Source organism: Rhodopirellula sp. SH410, assembly GCF_055811895.1.
The window spans coordinates 3,498,562-3,515,878 of sequence record NZ_CM147949.1 but is presented as its reverse complement, the minus strand read 5'-3'; the positions used below and the strand labels follow the sequence as shown (position 1 = coordinate 3,515,878).

Annotated in this window: 13 protein-coding genes; 4 read left to right on the top strand and 9 right to left on the bottom strand. The window is 56.4% G+C overall.

Features of this window, described 5'->3' with window-relative positions:
- Window positions 1-66: 66 nt before the first annotated feature.
- From SH410x_RS12910 to SH410x_RS12895, 4 genes are all read right to left on the bottom strand, one after another.
- Window positions 67-387, bottom strand: a complete 321-nt coding sequence (locus SH410x_RS12910) for a hypothetical protein (protein ID WP_473670643.1) — start codon at window positions 385-387, stop codon at window positions 67-69.
- A gap of 46 nt (window positions 388-433) precedes the next feature.
- Window positions 434-1,237 carry an AAA family ATPase gene (locus tag SH410x_RS12905; RefSeq protein ID WP_473670642.1) on the bottom strand — a complete coding sequence of 268 codons (804 nt, stop codon included), beginning with the start codon at window positions 1,235-1,237 and terminating at the stop codon, window positions 434-436.
- A gap of 60 nt (window positions 1,238-1,297) precedes the next feature.
- Complete coding sequence (locus tag SH410x_RS12900; protein WP_473670640.1) at window positions 1,298-2,515, bottom strand: DDE-type integrase/transposase/recombinase; 1,218 nt, start codon at window positions 2,513-2,515, stop codon at window positions 1,298-1,300.
- 248 nt (window positions 2,516-2,763) lie between these two features.
- The gene (locus SH410x_RS12895) at window positions 2,764-3,327 is read right to left on the bottom strand and encodes a hypothetical protein (protein ID WP_473670638.1); all 564 of its coding nucleotides are present in this window, start codon (window positions 3,325-3,327) and stop codon (window positions 2,764-2,766) included.
- A gap of 370 nt (window positions 3,328-3,697) precedes the next feature.
- Between SH410x_RS12895 and SH410x_RS12890 the strand changes: the two genes are divergently transcribed.
- Window positions 3,698-6,520, top strand: coding sequence for an RHS repeat domain-containing protein (locus SH410x_RS12890; protein ID WP_473676890.1), 2,823 nt, complete (start codon window positions 3,698-3,700; stop codon window positions 6,518-6,520).
- Complete coding sequence (locus SH410x_RS12885) at window positions 6,495-7,184, top strand: ankyrin repeat domain-containing protein (RefSeq protein ID WP_473676889.1); 690 nt, start codon at window positions 6,495-6,497, stop codon at window positions 7,182-7,184. The genes SH410x_RS12890 and SH410x_RS12885 overlap by 26 nt, the downstream gene beginning before the upstream one ends.
- 823 nt (window positions 7,185-8,007) lie before the next feature.
- On the opposite strand, the gene SH410x_RS12880 is transcribed toward SH410x_RS12885, so the two are convergent.
- Window positions 8,008-8,352: a hypothetical protein gene (locus SH410x_RS12880; protein WP_473676888.1), complete on the bottom strand. Its 345-nt coding sequence runs from the start codon at window positions 8,350-8,352 to the stop codon at window positions 8,008-8,010.
- 109 nt (window positions 8,353-8,461) lie between these two features.
- Here SH410x_RS12880 and SH410x_RS12875 point away from each other — a divergent pair, with 109 nt between their 5' ends.
- Complete coding sequence (locus SH410x_RS12875; RefSeq protein WP_473676887.1) at window positions 8,462-9,388, top strand: hypothetical protein; 927 nt, start codon at window positions 8,462-8,464, stop codon at window positions 9,386-9,388.
- Entirely contained in the window at window positions 9,334-13,512 is a 4,179-nt protein-coding gene (locus SH410x_RS12870) for an RHS repeat domain-containing protein (protein ID WP_473676886.1), read from the top strand. The genes SH410x_RS12875 and SH410x_RS12870 overlap by 55 nt, the downstream gene beginning before the upstream one ends.
- A 250-nt stretch (window positions 13,513-13,762) precedes the next feature.
- On the opposite strand, the gene SH410x_RS12865 is transcribed toward SH410x_RS12870, so the two are convergent.
- The 4 genes from SH410x_RS12865 to SH410x_RS12850 all read right to left on the bottom strand — a co-directional run bounded on the left by SH410x_RS12865 (window position 13,763) and on the right by SH410x_RS12850 (window position 17,023).
- A complete protein-coding gene (locus SH410x_RS12865; RefSeq protein ID WP_473670643.1) occupies window positions 13,763-14,083 on the bottom strand; it encodes a hypothetical protein in 321 nt (106 codons plus the stop codon).
- Window positions 14,084-14,129: 46 nt separating this feature from the next.
- Complete coding sequence (locus SH410x_RS12860) at window positions 14,130-14,933, bottom strand: AAA family ATPase (protein ID WP_473670642.1); 804 nt, start codon at window positions 14,931-14,933, stop codon at window positions 14,130-14,132.
- Window positions 14,934-14,993: 60 nt separating this feature from the next.
- The gene (locus SH410x_RS12855) at window positions 14,994-16,211 is read right to left on the bottom strand and encodes a DDE-type integrase/transposase/recombinase (RefSeq protein ID WP_473670640.1); all 1,218 of its coding nucleotides are present in this window, start codon (window positions 16,209-16,211) and stop codon (window positions 14,994-14,996) included.
- A gap of 248 nt (window positions 16,212-16,459) precedes the next feature.
- Window positions 16,460-17,023, bottom strand: coding sequence for a hypothetical protein (locus tag SH410x_RS12850; RefSeq protein ID WP_473670638.1), 564 nt, complete (start codon window positions 17,021-17,023; stop codon window positions 16,460-16,462).
- Between the last annotated feature and the right edge of the window lie 294 nt (window positions 17,024-17,317).

Below are 17,317 nucleotides of genomic sequence, written 5' to 3'. Positions count from 1 at the left end.
ATCGCTTGGGCAAAGCGGTCGCACTGATTGAAAGAGCTTTGGCTGGGGGCCGATGCGATTGACTGATTAGGCCGAAGACTTTCTTTGGCCGAGGTCGCTTTGGTATTGCACAAGCCAGTTGCTCAGGATGTCGACCGCCGGCAAGAAGTCGTGGCCCTGCGTCATCATCAGATCGATGTTGTTGTAGTTCTGGCCGCAGCTAAAACAATGAGCGAGATTGTTCTTCGGGTTCACGGTCGCTCGAAGTTCTTTGCACGATGGGCATTGGAAACGGAAGTAGCCGTCGCTTTGTTTCGCTATCGGACCGTGCTGGCCGAGCCGAACGATCGTCAGTTTCATCGGTAGATCGTTGCGGATCGCGCGGAGTAAGTCGTTCGTCATCTTCATAACAGAAGCCTGGAGTTAGAGGGAGGGGAGGGAGCATTTTTGGGTCTTAAAAATCTGTTAGGTCGACTTCGTTTTGCCAGTGCGGTTGAAGCAACACGCGATTGACCAAGTCGATATCGATCGTCGTTCCAGCGGCGGCTCGGACCGCTTCGAGCATCGACGCTAAGCACAGGTTGCGGCACTTGCGCAACACTCCATCGGCAGAGCGGATAATCAACTCCGTTGCTCCAGCAGTGAACGTGCTGTGCGCTAGACCGATCGAATCGAGTTCACGTTCGATAAACGCGCGCATCACATCGTCGTGCAACCGCTTGGTGATCACCGAATACGTCACCCGGCTTTTCAAATCCAGGTTGACCGCCAAGTCCAGATCGGCGAGCAACTCCGGCTGGCCGACCAGAATCAGGTTGTGATTCTTCGGGAAATCTTCCAAGAGGAGTCGTAGTCGGCGAAGGTTATCCATCGCCATCAGATGGGCATCGTCGATCACCGTGACGAGCATCTTGCCACTGCGATTGAGGCTGAAGGCTTGCTGGATCAGCTTGCGTTCGCACTTGAACGCCGAGCTTTCAAACTCAATCCGAAACGCTTCACAGAGGATTTTTACTGTATTGGTATAGGTGTGCAGTGTGCGTGCAACCGTGGCGACCAAGTACTCTTTCTCGGGAAGTCGTTTGAGCGATTCTTTGATCACGGATTTGCCGGTGCCGGGTCTGCCGACGACCAGACATAGGCCGCCTTGTTGGCTGTGGACTCGGAGCGTGTCATGGATTTCCTGCTGATGTTGTAGTAGTTGGATGTCGCGTAGCGCGAAGGGATTTTCGGACAAGCCGAAGTAAGAACGGATCATGGTGAGGTGGACTTTTGGAAAAAGAAGGAGTTGGATCACGGTGGATTGGCTGCCGGGCATTTATGAGTCTTTATGGCGTTTCATGCCGTTGGCGACGGCATCGAGCAACCGGGCCTTGCCGATGCGTCGATCGTTTTCGTAGACGACGACCACACCTTGGTGATGTCGCTCATGCCGCAGCGTGACCTTCTTGCCACGCAAGTCGATCGGAGTTTCGTAACGCTCGCCTTGGAAGCTGAACGTGTTGTCCTTTTTGACACTGCGAGTCGCCTCGGCGTAGAACAACTCGTCGGTATCCTCCGATGGCGAGAGAAATCGGATCCGAGAAAGATCCACACCAAAGCGATCAATCGGCTTCATACCGAGGGTCGTGTGTACAGTGGCGTTGTAGTCGTGTTCGACCCAGTGAGTGAACTGTTTGTTGAGAGCGTCGATCGAGGAGAGGTCGAGTTTGCGGATTAGAAATTGATCACGCACGCGACGAAAGAAGCGTTCGATTTTCCCTTTCGCGGCGGCGTCTCGAACGGCGGTGTGACGAAGGATGCAGCCCACGCGGGCGCAGATCAGCGTGATCTCTTGGCTGCAGTAGATCGAGCCGTTGTCAACGTATAGCTGTTCGGGCAAGCCTCGTTTGTAGAAGGCCGAGCGAAGCGCCTTGATCATCGAATCGGTGTTCTCTTCGAAGAAGAATTCGCCATGACAGAGCACACGACTGGCGTCATCGATCAGGCCAATCAGCTTGGCTTGCCGGCCACCGATGTGCGGTCCGAACATGGTATCGGCCTGCCAAAGTTGGTTGGCGTACTGCATGCTGAAGGCGAGTCGGCGTCGATTTTCGCCTGGATCGTCCTTGAGTAATTCGTACTCACGGACGAAGCGGCAGAACGTGGTCAGAGCGATCTGGCTAGCGTGCAGGAGTCCCTTTTCAATGCAGAACCGATAGACGGCTGACTTGGTGGGCGTCCTCTTGTGCCCCGTTTTCGCAGATACAAAGTGCGGCAGCGCGGTGTTGATCGCTTCGAGAACTTCTTCGGGCGTGACCTTGCGTGGCTTGCCTTTGTCGGCTCGCGGTGAAGCATTCATGCCGGTGATGCCGTCGTTTTTGTAGCGGTAGTACCACGTTTGGATGGTCCGCCAGGTGAACTGGTGTGGGTCTCCTTGGTCGTCCAGGAACGTCATCGCCGCGACGTTGTGGATTCTCTCGTGACGTGTTTTTCCGGGGGCGACTTCGATCGCTCCGAGGACTTTCATTTTGACGTAGATCGATGGTCGTTTCATGGACCGCTCCGCTGGTTTTTGACTTTTGATTGAACGAAATCGATTCATGAAATCGATTCGCAGGCGAGTCTAAGTGCGGTCGGCGGTGGATCTATCGTCGGGTTGTGTTGTCGAGCAGAAAAAAGAATTTCGCAAGCGTGAGCTACGATGGCAAATCGACCATCCGAGGCAGACGATGCTGGCCAGGATCGACAGGTTGCCGTGTGATCACGGACCGAATCGGCCTGCTGAGGTGCGGCCGCAGCGTGTCAGATGAAGAAGGTCTGCAGTGTGAGCTGGAAGGCGGCGATGGGATTGAGCGTGTGGCCAGCGAAGGCTTTGATCAGATGAGCGAGTGTGCTCTCAGCGGGCGTGTTGCTGGGCTGTGAGCTATCGATTTTTGGCGGCAGGCACATGGTCGACAGTGCGGTCCGAATCGCGGATTGTGCATCTTGCAATCGTTTCCAAATTCGATAGGGTGCCGAATCGCTCATGCTGCTATTGAGCTTTTTGAATGCCTTGCGTTTGTTGCCGGTCGCGGCGGCCTGGTTGAGGAATGCCCAGAGTTGCTCTGCACTGAGAAAGAGTCGTTTGACTTTGTCAGCAATCCACACGCTGAAGGTGCGTCCACATCCGGCGGCTTGATTTCGGTTGCTACAGAAGACCCTTCGTGCCCGGATAGATTTGTGGCGGAAGTTGTTCTCGTCGTATCCGCGCAAGGACCCATGGCGATTGAGCGCGCCGACTTTCTTGCAGTGGGGGCACTGGGTGAGCTTGAGCTCCAGCAGGAACTCATCACGTTCTGCTTGAGAGCGGAAGATTCTGGCTCGCACGGGCGCTGGCTTTTGAACTTGAAGTAGAAAAGTCCAGCAGGATAGTTGGTCGAGTCAGGGATTCGAATGATCGCGAACCGACTGCCTGAAAAGTGAGTCGGGGGGCGAGGGGAGAGGCGGGGTACGATTTAGTTGAAGGGGGCGGGTTGCGAGGCGCGGGGGGCAAGGCTCTGGTCTGCGGGCGGCGGGCTGCTGCCTACCGAATTACCGGTGTAAGAACAGTCCGTGACTACGACAACAATTCGGCAGGAAAAGACCGTAAAATGCGATCAGAGCGAGGTCGGTAACAGCTTACGACGATGCGGGAACCTCGATCCAAGCCTCCAGGCGGCAGCGATACCACAATGCTTCGGCCGCCCAGACCGGTGAGTTGGGCTCTCCCTCGGCGACGCCCAATGCACGTGTTCAGTACTCAGCGAGCTACTCGGACGCCGTGGGCCGCATGATCGCCTCGGCGGAGTATGGAACCAACGGTGGCACGGCCCTGACCCGTTCGGCCACGATTCCCGCCAGTAGCGATACGGTCCTCGTCTCCCGGCAAGTCTACGATAACGCGGGTCGACTGCGCGACACCATCGACCCTGCCGGCAAGATTTCGCGGACAATTTACGATGCGGCCAGTCGTCAAATCGAGACGATCGATAACGTGGTCGATCCTCCGGCCAGTTCGAGCACTAGCACCGCGTGCACGGCCTCGGACGATCAAAACCAAACCGTGCAGTTCACCTACACACCCGATGGTGATCTCAAAACACTCACCGCCGTCAACGCCTCTACCGGCAATCAGGTGACGCAGTACATCTACGGCACCACGCTTTCAGACAGCGCGATCGCGTCGAGCAGCCTTCTGCGTCGTGAGATTTATCCAGATTCAACCGGCACGTCTGATAGCGTCAGCTACACGTACAACCGCCAGTCGCAGCGGACCAGCCTCACGGATCAAAATGGCTCGACCCGCCAGTACGACTTCGACGGTCTGGGTCGTCAGACGCAGGACCGGGTGACCACCTTGGGCGCAGGCGTCGACGGAACCATCCGCCGGGTAGAGCAAACCTACGACGTTCGCGGTAATGTGTCCGCGGTGACCTGTTATAATAACGCGTCGGTCGGCAGCGGCTCGATCGTCAATCAAATCACCCGGCAGTTCGATGGGTTCGGACAAGTGACGAAAACGTTCCAGTCGCATAGCGGCGCGGTCAACCCCGCCTCGACACCCAGCGTGGGACGGTCGTACACCGATGGCAGCGGGAACGTGCTGCGTCCCACCGCCACGCTCTATCCCAACGGGCGAGAAGTCACGCTCGACTACGGCAGCAGTGGCTCGATCACCGATAAACTGAACCAGGTGTCCAGCCTAGTCGATGATGACTCCACCGTCTTAGCCGCCTACGAATACCTGGGTCTCGGCACGGTCGTCCAACAGGACAGCACGCAGGCAGATCTCCGCTACACGCTGATCTCACCGACACTATCGACGGATCCCGACACTGGTGATATCTACAGCGGTTTGGATCGCTTCGGTCGGGTAAAAGACGTTCGTTGGCGAGATGTCTCGGCAGGCACCGATCTATCCCGGATCGAGTACGGCTATGACCGAGCCAGTAACCGAATCTGGCGAGAAAACCCGTCGGATCCCAACCGGCAACACGACTGGCTATACGCCTATGACGGGCTCAATCGCCTGCAGTCCGCCCACCGTGGGCAGCTCAATGGCACGCACACCGCGATCACCTCGCTCGACGCCGCTCAGTGCTGGACGCTCGATCCGACTGGTAATTGGAAAGAGTTTCGGCAGGACGAGAACGGAGACGGTACCTGGGATTTCAATCAAACGCGCACGGCGAACGAAGTCAACGAGATCACCGATATCAGCAACACGCCGAGCGACATCTGGGCGACACCCGTTTACGACAAGAACGGTAACACGACGACCAACCCGCGACCGGATCTTGGCACGAACAAGACCATGACGGCGACGTTTGACGCGTGGAACCGGATGACGAAGCTCGTTGACGGCTCCAGCTCAAACGTGCTGCTCGAAAATCAATATGACGGCCGTAACTTCCGCGTCGCTGCCAAGGAGTACACTTCGGGAACACTCGCTCGGACGCGTGAGTACTACTTCACCGACGCCTGGCAGTGTGTCGAAGAACACGTCGATACGTCGAACACGCCACGTCGCCAATACGTGTGGGGGATGCGGTACATCGACGATCTCGTGCTCCGAGACCGCGACATCGCGCCATCGGGAGGACTCTTGAGTGAGCGACTGTACTACCTAGCCGATGCCAACTGGAATACGACGGCAGTAGTGAGTGAGTCAGGTAGCGTGCAAGAACGCTACGAGTACGACCCGTACGGCAACCTGAGCATCTTCGCGGCTAACTTTACGCCGCGAGCGGCCAGCAGTTACGGCGTTCAATACACGTACACCAGTCGCGACTGGACGCCGGATGCCGGGCTATATTACTTCCGTAACCGCTGGTACGACGCGCAATTGGGACGGTTTAGCTCCAGAGACCCGATCGGGTATGTGGGCGGTAGAAACATTTATGAGTATGCAGGGAGTAAGCCTTTATCCTTGATGGATGCGATGGGATTTGCCCCATGTTCTTCAAGCATCTCAGCTACTTATTCGCCAGCATCATCGCCCAAAGGTGTACCCTGGTCGAATAAAGTGATTCAGGTGGTGCCTGGCTTACGAGCAACTGGGTACACCGCTAAATCGTTTTCGTTCGACTGTGAATGTTCATCGTGTGACCGTACCGATGACTGTTGTGACCCCAATCAATTGCAATGTTCGGTTGAAATGAGCTTTCACATTTTCTTGGATGTCGACAACATACGATCACTCGGTATGAATCCTGCTGAAATTTATGGACATGAGCAGCGGCATGTTCAGAACTACGTGAATGGAATGAATTCGTACATCAAGTCGCTGACGGATCAACGGTTGAGCGATATGGGGTGCATGAATGGTGAAGACTGTCGGGTAGAAGAAGAGCGATTTGAGACGTTTATTGAGAATCGTCTCGAAGTCCTTCGCTCGAACAATCGCGATCATACTGAGCCTGAGCCTTTAGCAGGCAATACACCTTACCCACCTTTGAGTCCTTTAGGTCCTAGCGAAATACCTAACGCAGACCCAGAATTCCAGGAAGATTTGGATGATGCAATTGACGGTGCTTTTTGATCTTTGTTTAACGCTGAAGCAACCTGGAGAATCGTACCAGATGGGAATTCGATTGCTCGGTGTTTTAGGAATTGTTGTCACGTTGAACGTGTCTGGTGAATCGCCCGATCAAGGTGCTGGCAAGGCGGTGAGAGCGATCGCTTCCGGAGAATCGCTATCGATGGCGATTTTGGCTCTTGATAATTTGACTATTGACAGTCGGCATCAGGTACGAGAATTAAATGCGAGCCCACTGATTCGCAACGGTGACGAGTGGACCCCATTAACGGTTGCAATTGCCATGGGCAACGACATGCTTGCGGCATACTTGATTGGAAAGGGTGCCGATCCCAATGCGTCGACTTTGCAGGGATACTCGCCGCTGTGGTTGTTAGCGCGGCGACACGAAAATCTCGAATCGACAGTTTGGGTGGCCCAATTGCTAGTTAAATCAGGAGCAAAAGCCGACTCGTTCCCCACTGTTGTAGTCGATGGTCCGCATAAGATTACGCCATTGCACCTCGCAGTGACAAAGCAGAACCTTGATATGGTGAGGTTGCTTGTCCATGCGGGTGCCGACGTGCATGCTCGTGATTCTCATGGGAGGAGTCCAATTGATAAAGCGGATTCGTCCGTCTCCTCGCAGGGGCCACAGATAGCTGGCTTGCTTCGGGAGACGGAGTAACCGTTCACTGGCTGAACACGATCAAAGGGGAAGGGGGGTAGAGACCGATCAAAGGCGACGACAACCGATCAAAGGCGACGGGGGTAGTTTCGGAGAAACTGCCAGATGAACCGGAGTGAAACGACGTTCAAGCGGGAAACATTTCGCGTGGGGTCAGGCTCGAGTTTCGGGTTTCAAACGGTAGCCGATGGGCTGCCGTTTCTCTTTGGCGGACATGAAGTCCGCCAACGTTTGCGGCACGGACGCCGATCGAAGGGGTTGAGGGGAGTTAAAAAAAGCAGTGCCATTATATGCACCGAACGAGGAAAGGGTGTCAGGACTCAATAAGCAGTGCCCAACGCCTGCACCGGAGCAAAACGGCGTTGATGCGGTATCCGAGAAGTGACTGTTTTTCATTGGCGGATGCGTCGCTCGCTATCTCTGCGTCTTTCTCGCGGTAACGCGATGTTGAGCCCTCTATGAACGCGATGATCCGTGAAGCCCGCAACTGGCTCGCGTCGCATTGGTCGATGGAGCCAACGTTGGGTGACTGGAAAAACTTTTTCGGCGAATTGGCTGCGTATTCTGGTGCATGATTCGGAATCACTGGACGGCATCGTCAGAAATCTTCTCCGCTGAGGTTGTCTTCTGGAATTGACACGGTAACAATGGGTTTGCGACCGATTACGCCCCTTACTTCAATCGCGGGAAGTCAGCGAATGTCGTCCAGCAGCTCATGGCCAGGATCTTCATCAAGCAGCAGTAGCTGGAGCGGCAGTTCCTCCGCCGATTCGTCGTCGAGTAGTTCGACTGACTCAGGCAGTAGCTCGTCGGCGTCACCAGGTCAATCAAGCAGTAGCTCTTCCACCGGTTCGGTGTCGAGCAGTTCGAGCAACTCAAGCAGTTCGTCCCCGGAAGCTTCTTCGAGCAGCTCATCCCATGGGAACAGTAGCTCGTCCGGCGGGACTTCGTCGAGTAGCTCGGTTAACTCAAGTAGCAGTTCCTCCACGGGCTCTTCCTCGTCGAGTGCGGGTGGTTCCTCCAGTAGTTCAGATGGTCCGCCGACGAGCAGTTCGTCGTCAAGCAATTGGCAGGGCCCAGGGCCTTTGGTTGATCCGGTTCCGCCAGACGAGCCTTGTGATCTCCCTTCAGGTGATTTGTTGAAGTCTTCCAGTGGCGGTGGAAGCATGGCGAGATCAGTAGGTAGTGGTTCTGACGACTCAGGTACATGCCCGCTACCGCCAGAAAGCCCCTGTGCGACAGACGTTGATGGCGTCCCGGGCCAGAGTGGTGCGCCCGTGCGATACTTCAACGGTGAGTTGCAACTTGCCGTCACTGATATGCAGGCCATGGGTGCTGGCGGTCCCTGGGCACAGCGACGGCAGTACAGTAATCAACTCCAGGGCCAGAACGAGGTTGGTTTGGGCTATAATTGGCTCGTCGAAGCGTGGCCTTACTTGCTCAAAGGGCCAGACGGAGCTATCGCGTTTGTTCGCAGTACGCGCAACGCATTGTGGTTTGACCGCGTCGAATCCGGTGGAGATGTTTCCTTCATGCCACGCTACGGCGGTAAGTCCTCGCTGACTCACGACTGCGATCTGCGTCGATACGTCCTCACCCAGCCCTCCGGTGAGGTCTGGTTCTTCAAAGACTTTGGCAATGAGCCTTGCGGCTCGACTTCGTCCTCTTCGGCTGCTCCCGCTTCGCAGCCACTGCCAGGTCAGTTGACCGGCATGATCGATGTTTCGGGACAGCAGACCGATGTCGTTGCGTATTCGTCCTCGGGTCGAATCCAGACGATTCAGCGTGAGACGGTCGAGGGAAGTGACACAACCACCACGCAATTCGAATACAAATTTGACGCAATGGGACTCACCACCTCGGTGACCTACCGCCGGCAGGTCAATGCAAGCGGCTGGGTCAACATCCGCCGCGTGACTTACGAGTATTATGACGGTTCGAACAGCTTTGGGTCTTCAGGTGACCTGATGCGTGTTCGTATTCAGGAGCCTTCCGGGGCGACCTGGGTCAATGTCAAACAGAGTTACTATCGCTACTACAAAACAGGTGATCCCAAAGGCTTCCAGCACGGCTTGCGATACGTCGTCGAGCCAGATGGTTACGAGGATCTGCTGGCCGATTCACTCGACCCCACGCGGTTAGTAACGCCGTGCTCTTGCAGTACTCGAAGTACTACTTTGAGTATGATTCGCAGCGCCGCGTGACGAAAGAGATCGTTGATCGCGGTTCGCTCACGTACAGCTTTGCGTACGAGCAAAGTCCGAACGTCGACGGCTACAATCACTGGAGCCGCAAGACCACCGAGACTCGTCCAGGCGGTTCGGTGAATACGGTCTATACCAACTTCATCGGACAGGGGCTGCTCAGTGCGTTCACCTCCGGGGCAGATCAGTGGCTGACCGCCAACGCGTATGATGATGCGGGGCGTCTCCTCCAAGTGGCATTGCCCTCGGCCGTGATCAGCTTTGATTCGGGTGAGGCGGACCTGGGGATCACGCTGCGATCCGCAGAGGGTCTCATCAAGCTGCGCAGTTACTACGCGACCACGGGAAGTGGTGCCGCTGCTGGTTACCTGAAATCGACGTCACTGAAGCAGGGCAGCGGCGGCACGCCGATCCTCCAAAGCGAGCTGGAGTACACCGAGCGAACGGGCGGTGGTGCCACGATCTATCCGATCTCCAAGCAGACTCAGTTCCCTGACGATGCGGGCACCGATCGGCTTGATACGACCTATAGCTACCAGTGGTATATCGACACGGTCCAAGTCAAGCAGCAAACGGTGACGTTACCTGTGGTGACGACAGCCCAGAATGGCCCCAATACCGCGACGACTCAACAGCAAGTGTATGACGAACGGGGGAACTTGACGTGGTTGCTGGACCCGCGCGGGTTTATCACGTGTATGTTTTATGACCAGGTCCTCGGAGCGATGCTGCAACGGATCGTCGATGCCGACACCTCGTTGCTCTCGGGCGTGCCATCGGGCTGGAGCACACCGAGCGGCGGTGGAAAACACTTAACTTCTGATTACGAGATCGATTCACGGGGACGAACGACCCAGCAACTGGGGCCAGTCCACACGATCGACATCGGCGGTACAGCCACTGCGGTGCGACGTGCCCACTGGACGGTTTACAAAGATGCTGAGCACGCGACGTGGACCGCCAGCGGCTACGCCACCGGAACGGCACCTGCTTACACCTACACGCTGATCAACCCGGTCAACATCCAGCAACGGGATGCACGCGGGAATATTTTGGAGCAGATCCAAGTGCCGCGCGGATCAACCTCGGGCCGTCTGCAGCCCACCGATACGTTCTCGCAAGCGTCGTTCACGAGCCTGACCACTTGGCAGTACACCGATTGCTGCCTCGTCTCCTCAATGCGTGTCTATCACACCATCCCGGCCTCCGGCGACGGGGCCAGTGGGACGAACTACGACCAGACGACCTACGGCTATGATAGCCAGAAGCGGCAGAACTTGCAGGTCTCGCCCGGCGGCACGAAGTCTCAACGCGTTTACGACGTTCGCGACAACATTGTGGCGATCTACGTGGGTACCAACGATACTGGCTCCACCGAGTCGGACCCGACCGGTGGCGGTGCCTCGGGCAACAACATGGTCCAGATCAGCGGCTCTGTCTTCGACAACGGTAATGACGGGGGCGATAATAACCTGACCAGTCAGATTGCTTACGTCGATGGCGTCAACACGCGCACCACGACATTCACTTGTGACTGGCGCAACCGGCGGGTCGACACTGACGGGGAACTCGATGCCTTCGAACGAGTCATCTACGACAACCTGAACCGGGTGATTCAGACCGATCACTACAATGCCTCCACGAGTGGCAATTTGGTCACGCGAACCGAAACCAAGTACGACAACCAGGGACGGGTATACCAAATCATTCGCTATGCGGTCGATCCCGACGATGGCTCTGTCGGCAACCCGATCCCCAGCAACAACTGGTTCGATGCGCTGGGTAACCTTATCAAATCCATCTTCGGAGGTTCGAACAGCTTTACCAAAAAAGCCTACAACAGTGTGGGCTGGATGGTCCATTCGTACGTTGGGTATGGAAACGACACAACCTATACCGACGCATTGAACGTCAACGGCGACGTGATCCTCTCACAGGCTGACATGGTTTATGACGATGGAGGCAACACGATCCAGACCTCCACGCGGCAGCGTTACCACAATGCCCCGGCCTCCCAGACAGGCGCGTTGGGCACTCCGGTTGCAACTCCAAACGCCCGCGTTCAATATTCAGCGAGCTACCCCGATGCCCTGGGTCGCCCGATTGCATCGGCGGCGTATGGAACCAACGGTGGCACGGACCTGACCCGTTCGGCCACGATCCCCGCCAGCAGCGATACGATCCTGGTTTCGCAGCAAGTCTACGATAACGCGGGCCGACGGCGCGACAGCATCGACCCCGCTGGCAAGCTCTCGCGGACGCTCTACGACGCGGCCAGCCGCCAAACCGAGACGATCGATAACGTCGTCGATCCACCGACAAGTTCGAGCACCGGCACCGCGTGTACGGGCTCGGATGACCAAAACCAAACCGTGCAGTTCGCCTACACACCCGATGGTGATCTGAAAACGCTGACCGCCGTCAACGCCTCCACCGGTAATCAGGTGACCCAGTACATTTATGGGACCACACTTTCAGATAGCGCGATCGCGTCGAGCAGCCTGCTACGCCGCGAGATCTACCCCGATTCAACTGGCCCTTCCGACCGAATCACCCACACCTACAACCGCCAATCCGAAGAAATCTCGCTCAGCGATCAGAACGGAACCGTCCACCAGTTCGACCATGACGCACTGGGCCGCCCCACGCAAGACCGGGTGACCACGCTCGGTGCGGACGTCGACGGCAGCGTGCGGCGAATCGAGCGGGCTTACGATGTCCGCGGCAACCTTGCGCGGATCACGTCGCTGGATAACGCTGCCGTGGGCAGCGGCAGCGTTGTCAACGAGGTGACCTTCGCGTTCAACGAGTTTAATCAATCCATCGATACCGGCCAATCGCACGCTGGCACCGTCACTCCTGGCACGACGCCCAACCTCACGATGAGTTATGCCGATGGCAGTAATAACACGATTCGCCCTACATCGATCACGTATCCCAACGGGCGAACGATCACGCGCAACTACGGCGCAACGGGTTCGATCACCGATAAGTTAAACCAAGTGTCCAGCCTGATCGATGACGATACCACCGTCTTGGCCGCTTACGAATACCTGGGTTTGGGAACGTTCGTCCAACAAGACAGCCCCCAGCCCGACCTGCGCTACACGCTGATCTCCCCAACCCTTGCGACCGACCCGGACACTGGCGACATCTACAGCGGTTTAGATCGCTTCGGTCGGGTGAAAGACGTTCGTTGGCGAGACGTCTCGGCGGGCACCGACCTGTCGCGGATCGCGTACGGCTATGATCGAGCCAGCAATCGCACATGGCGAGAAAACCCATCCGATCCCAACCGCGAGCACGATTGGCTGTATGCCTATGACGGGCTCGATCGCCTGCAGTCCACCCAACGTGGCCAGCTCAATGGCACGCACACCGCGATCACCTCGCTTGATTCGGCGCAATGCTGGACGCTCGATCCGACGGGTAACTGGATAGAGTTCCGGCAGGACAAGAACGGCGACGGCACCTGGGATTTCAATCAAACGCGCACTGCGAACGAAGTCAACGAGATCACCGATATCAGCAACACGCCGAGCGACATCTGGGCCACGCCAGTCTACGACAAGAACGGCAACACGACGACCAACCCGCGTCCCGACCTCGGGACCAACGCGACCATGACGGCCACGTTCGACGCCTGGAACCGGATGACGAAGCTAGTTGATGACGCGACTTCGAACGTGTTACTGGAAAACCAGTTCGATGGTCGCAACTTCCGCATCGTTGCCAAAGAGTACAACTCGGGAACACTCGCTCAGACGCGTGACTATTATTTCACCGACGCGTGGCAGTGTGTCGAAGAACACGTCGACACCTCCAACACCCCACGCCGCCAATACGTGTGGGGCATGCGTTACATCGACGATCTCGTCCTCCGAGACCGCGACATCTCGCCCTCCGGCGGACTCCTCGGCGAGCGACTGTATTATTTGGCCGATGCCAACTGGAATACGTCGGCGGTAGCGAGCGATTCGGGTAGCGTGCAAGAACGCTACGAATACGACCCGTATGGCAACCTAAGAATTTTCGAAGCCGACTTCACGCCGCGAGCGGTCAGTAGCTGTTACCGACCGAATTGCGGTCGCACTTTTTGCCGAATTGTGACTGTAGGGATTTGAAGCCCGAAATGGTCCTTTTGCCGAATTGTTGAGAATTCTGGAGAGCGTGTTTCGGGGCTGTGCGATAGGAGCGACCGAGTCGAGGCTCGAACCTGTTGTGCTCGAACCTGTTGTGCTCGAACCTGTTGTGCTCGGAGCCGTGTGTGCTCGGAGCCGTGTGTGCTCAGCGCATTAAAAAAGTGCGATCGCTTGGGCAAAGCGGTCGCACTGATTGAAAGAGCTTTGGCTGGGGGCCGATGCGATTGACTGATTAGGCCGAAGACTTTCTTTGGCCGAGGTCGCTTTGGTATTGCACAAGCCAGTTGCTCAGGATGTCGACCGCCGGCAAGAAGTCGTGGCCCTGCGTCATCATCAGATCGATGTTGTTGTAGTTCTGGCCGCAGCTAAAACAATGAGCGAGATTGTTCTTCGGGTTCACGGTCGCTCGAAGTTCTTTGCACGATGGGCATTGGAAACGGAAGTAGCCGTCGCTTTGTTTCGCTATCGGACCGTGCTGGCCGAGCCGAACGATCGTCAGTTTCATCGGTAGATCGTTGCGGATCGCGCGGAGTAAGTCGTTCGTCATCTTCATAACAGAAGCCTGGAGTTAGAGGGAGGGGAGGGAGCATTTTTGGGTCTTAAAAATCTGTTAGGTCGACTTCGTTTTGCCAGTGCGGTTGAAGCAACACGCGATTGACCAAGTCGATATCGATCGTCGTTCCAGCGGCGGCTCGGACCGCTTCGAGCATCGACGCTAAGCACAGGTTGCGGCACTTGCGCAACACTCCATCGGCAGAGCGGATAATCAACTCCGTTGCTCCAGCAGTGAACGTGCTGTGCGCTAGACCGATCGAATCGAGTTCACGTTCGATAAACGCGCGCATCACATCGTCGTGCAACCGCTTGGTGATCACCGAATACGTCACCCGGCTTTTCAAATCCAGGTTGACCGCCAAGTCCAGATCGGCGAGCAACTCCGGCTGGCCGACCAGAATCAGGTTGTGATTCTTCGGGAAATCTTCCAAGAGGAGTCGTAGTCGGCGAAGGTTATCCATCGCCATCAGATGGGCATCGTCGATCACCGTGACGAGCATCTTGCCACTGCGATTGAGGCTGAAGGCTTGCTGGATCAGCTTGCGTTCGCACTTGAACGCCGAGCTTTCAAACTCAATCCGAAACGCTTCACAGAGGATTTTTACTGTATTGGTATAGGTGTGCAGTGTGCGTGCAACCGTGGCGACCAAGTACTCTTTCTCGGGAAGTCGTTTGAGCGATTCTTTGATCACGGATTTGCCGGTGCCGGGTCTGCCGACGACCAGACATAGGCCGCCTTGTTGGCTGTGGACTCGGAGCGTGTCATGGATTTCCTGCTGATGTTGTAGTAGTTGGATGTCGCGTAGCGCGAAGGGATTTTCGGACAAGCCGAAGTAAGAACGGATCATGGTGAGGTGGACTTTTGGAAAAAGAAGGAGTTGGATCACGGTGGATTGGCTGCCGGGCATTTATGAGTCTTTATGGCGTTTCATGCCGTTGGCGACGGCATCGAGCAACCGGGCCTTGCCGATGCGTCGATCGTTTTCGTAGACGACGACCACACCTTGGTGATGTCGCTCATGCCGCAGCGTGACCTTCTTGCCACGCAAGTCGATCGGAGTTTCGTAACGCTCGCCTTGGAAGCTGAACGTGTTGTCCTTTTTGACACTGCGAGTCGCCTCGGCGTAGAACAACTCGTCGGTATCCTCCGATGGCGAGAGAAATCGGATCCGAGAAAGATCCACACCAAAGCGATCAATCGGCTTCATACCGAGGGTCGTGTGTACAGTGGCGTTGTAGTCGTGTTCGACCCAGTGAGTGAACTGTTTGTTGAGAGCGTCGATCGAGGAGAGGTCGAGTTTGCGGATTAGAAATTGATCACGCACGCGACGAAAGAAGCGTTCGATTTTCCCTTTCGCGGCGGCGTCTCGAACGGCGGTGTGACGAAGGATGCAGCCCACGCGGGCGCAGATCAGCGTGATCTCTTGGCTGCAGTAGATCGAGCCGTTGTCAACGTATAGCTGTTCGGGCAAGCCTCGTTTGTAGAAGGCCGAGCGAAGCGCCTTGATCATCGAATCGGTGTTCTCTTCGAAGAAGAATTCGCCATGACAGAGCACACGACTGGCGTCATCGATCAGGCCAATCAGCTTGGCTTGCCGGCCACCGATGTGCGGTCCGAACATGGTATCGGCCTGCCAAAGTTGGTTGGCGTACTGCATGCTGAAGGCGAGTCGGCGTCGATTTTCGCCTGGATCGTCCTTGAGTAATTCGTACTCACGGACGAAGCGGCAGAACGTGGTCAGAGCGATCTGGCTAGCGTGCAGGAGTCCCTTTTCAATGCAGAACCGATAGACGGCTGACTTGGTGGGCGTCCTCTTGTGCCCCGTTTTCGCAGATACAAAGTGCGGCAGCGCGGTGTTGATCGCTTCGAGAACTTCTTCGGGCGTGACCTTGCGTGGCTTGCCTTTGTCGGCTCGCGGTGAAGCATTCATGCCGGTGATGCCGTCGTTTTTGTAGCGGTAGTACCACGTTTGGATGGTCCGCCAGGTGAACTGGTGTGGGTCTCCTTGGTCGTCCAGGAACGTCATCGCCGCGACGTTGTGGATTCTCTCGTGACGTGTTTTTCCGGGGGCGACTTCGATCGCTCCGAGGACTTTCATTTTGACGTAGATCGATGGTCGTTTCATGGACCGCTCCGCTGGTTTTTGACTTTTGATTGAACGAAATCGATTCATGAAATCGATTCGCAGGCGAGTCTAAGTGCGGTCGGCGGTGGATCTATCGTCGGGTTGTGTTGTCGAGCAGAAAAAAGAATTTCGCAAGCGTGAGCTACGATGGCAAATCGACCATCCGAGGCAGACGATGCTGGCCAGGATCGACAGGTTGCCGTGTGATCACGGACCGAATCGGCCTGCTGAGGTGCGGCCGCAGCGTGTCAGATGAAGAAGGTCTGCAGTGTGAGCTGGAAGGCGGCGATGGGATTGAGCGTGTGGCCAGCGAAGGCTTTGATCAGATGAGCGAGTGTGCTCTCAGCGGGCGTGTTGCTGGGCTGTGAGCTATCGATTTTTGGCGGCAGGCACATGGTCGACAGTGCGGTCCGAATCGCGGATTGTGCATCTTGCAATCGTTTCCAAATTCGATAGGGTGCCGAATCGCTCATGCTGCTATTGAGCTTTTTGAATGCCTTGCGTTTGTTGCCGGTCGCGGCGGCCTGGTTGAGGAATGCCCAGAGTTGCTCTGCACTGAGAAAGAGTCGTTTGACTTTGTCAGCAATCCACACGCTGAAGGTGCGTCCACATCCGGCGGCTTGATTTCGGTTGCTACAGAAGACCCTTCGTGCCCGGATAGATTTGTGGCGGAAGTTGTTCTCGTCGTATCCGCGCAAGGACCCATGGCGATTGAGCGCGCCGACTTTCTTGCAGTGGGGGCACTGGGTGAGCTTGAGCTCCAGCAGGAACTCATCACGTTCTGCTTGAGAGCGGAAGATTCTGGCTCGCACGGGCGCTGGCTTTTGAACTTGAAGTAGAAAAGTCCAGCAGGATAGTTGGTCGAGTCAGGGATTCGAATGATCGCGAACCGACTGCCTGAAAAGTGAGTCGGGGGGCGAGGGGAGAGGCGGGGTACGATTTAGTTGAAGGGGGCGGGTTGCGAGGCGCGGGGGGCAAGGCTCTGGTCTGCGGGCGGCGGGCTGCTGCCTACCGAATTACCGGTGTAAGAACAGTCCGTGACTACGACAACAATTCGGCAGGAAAAGACCGTAAAATGCGATCAGAGCGAGGTCGGTAACAAGTAG

Bases quoted from the DNA above. Each gene is read 5' to 3' on its own strand.
- SH410x_RS12910 (WP_473670643.1), bottom strand. From the start codon at position 387: ATGAAGATGACGAACGACTTACTCCGCGCGATCCGCAACGATCTACCG.
- SH410x_RS12905 (WP_473670642.1), bottom strand. From the start codon at position 1,237: ATGATCCGTTCTTACTTCGGCTTGTCCGAAAATCCCTTCGCGCTACGC.
- SH410x_RS12900 (WP_473670640.1), bottom strand. From the start codon at position 2,515: ATGAAACGACCATCGATCTACGTCAAAATGAAAGTCCTCGGAGCGATC.
- SH410x_RS12885 (WP_473676889.1), top strand. From the start codon at position 6,495: ATGATGCAATTGACGGTGCTTTTTGATCTTTGTTTAACGCTGAAGCAA.
- SH410x_RS12880 (WP_473676888.1), bottom strand. From the start codon at position 8,352: ATGCTTCCACCGCCACTGGAAGACTTCAACAAATCACCTGAAGGGAGA.
- SH410x_RS12865 (WP_473670643.1), bottom strand. From the start codon at position 14,083: ATGAAGATGACGAACGACTTACTCCGCGCGATCCGCAACGATCTACCG.
- SH410x_RS12860 (WP_473670642.1), bottom strand. From the start codon at position 14,933: ATGATCCGTTCTTACTTCGGCTTGTCCGAAAATCCCTTCGCGCTACGC.
- SH410x_RS12855 (WP_473670640.1), bottom strand. From the start codon at position 16,211: ATGAAACGACCATCGATCTACGTCAAAATGAAAGTCCTCGGAGCGATC.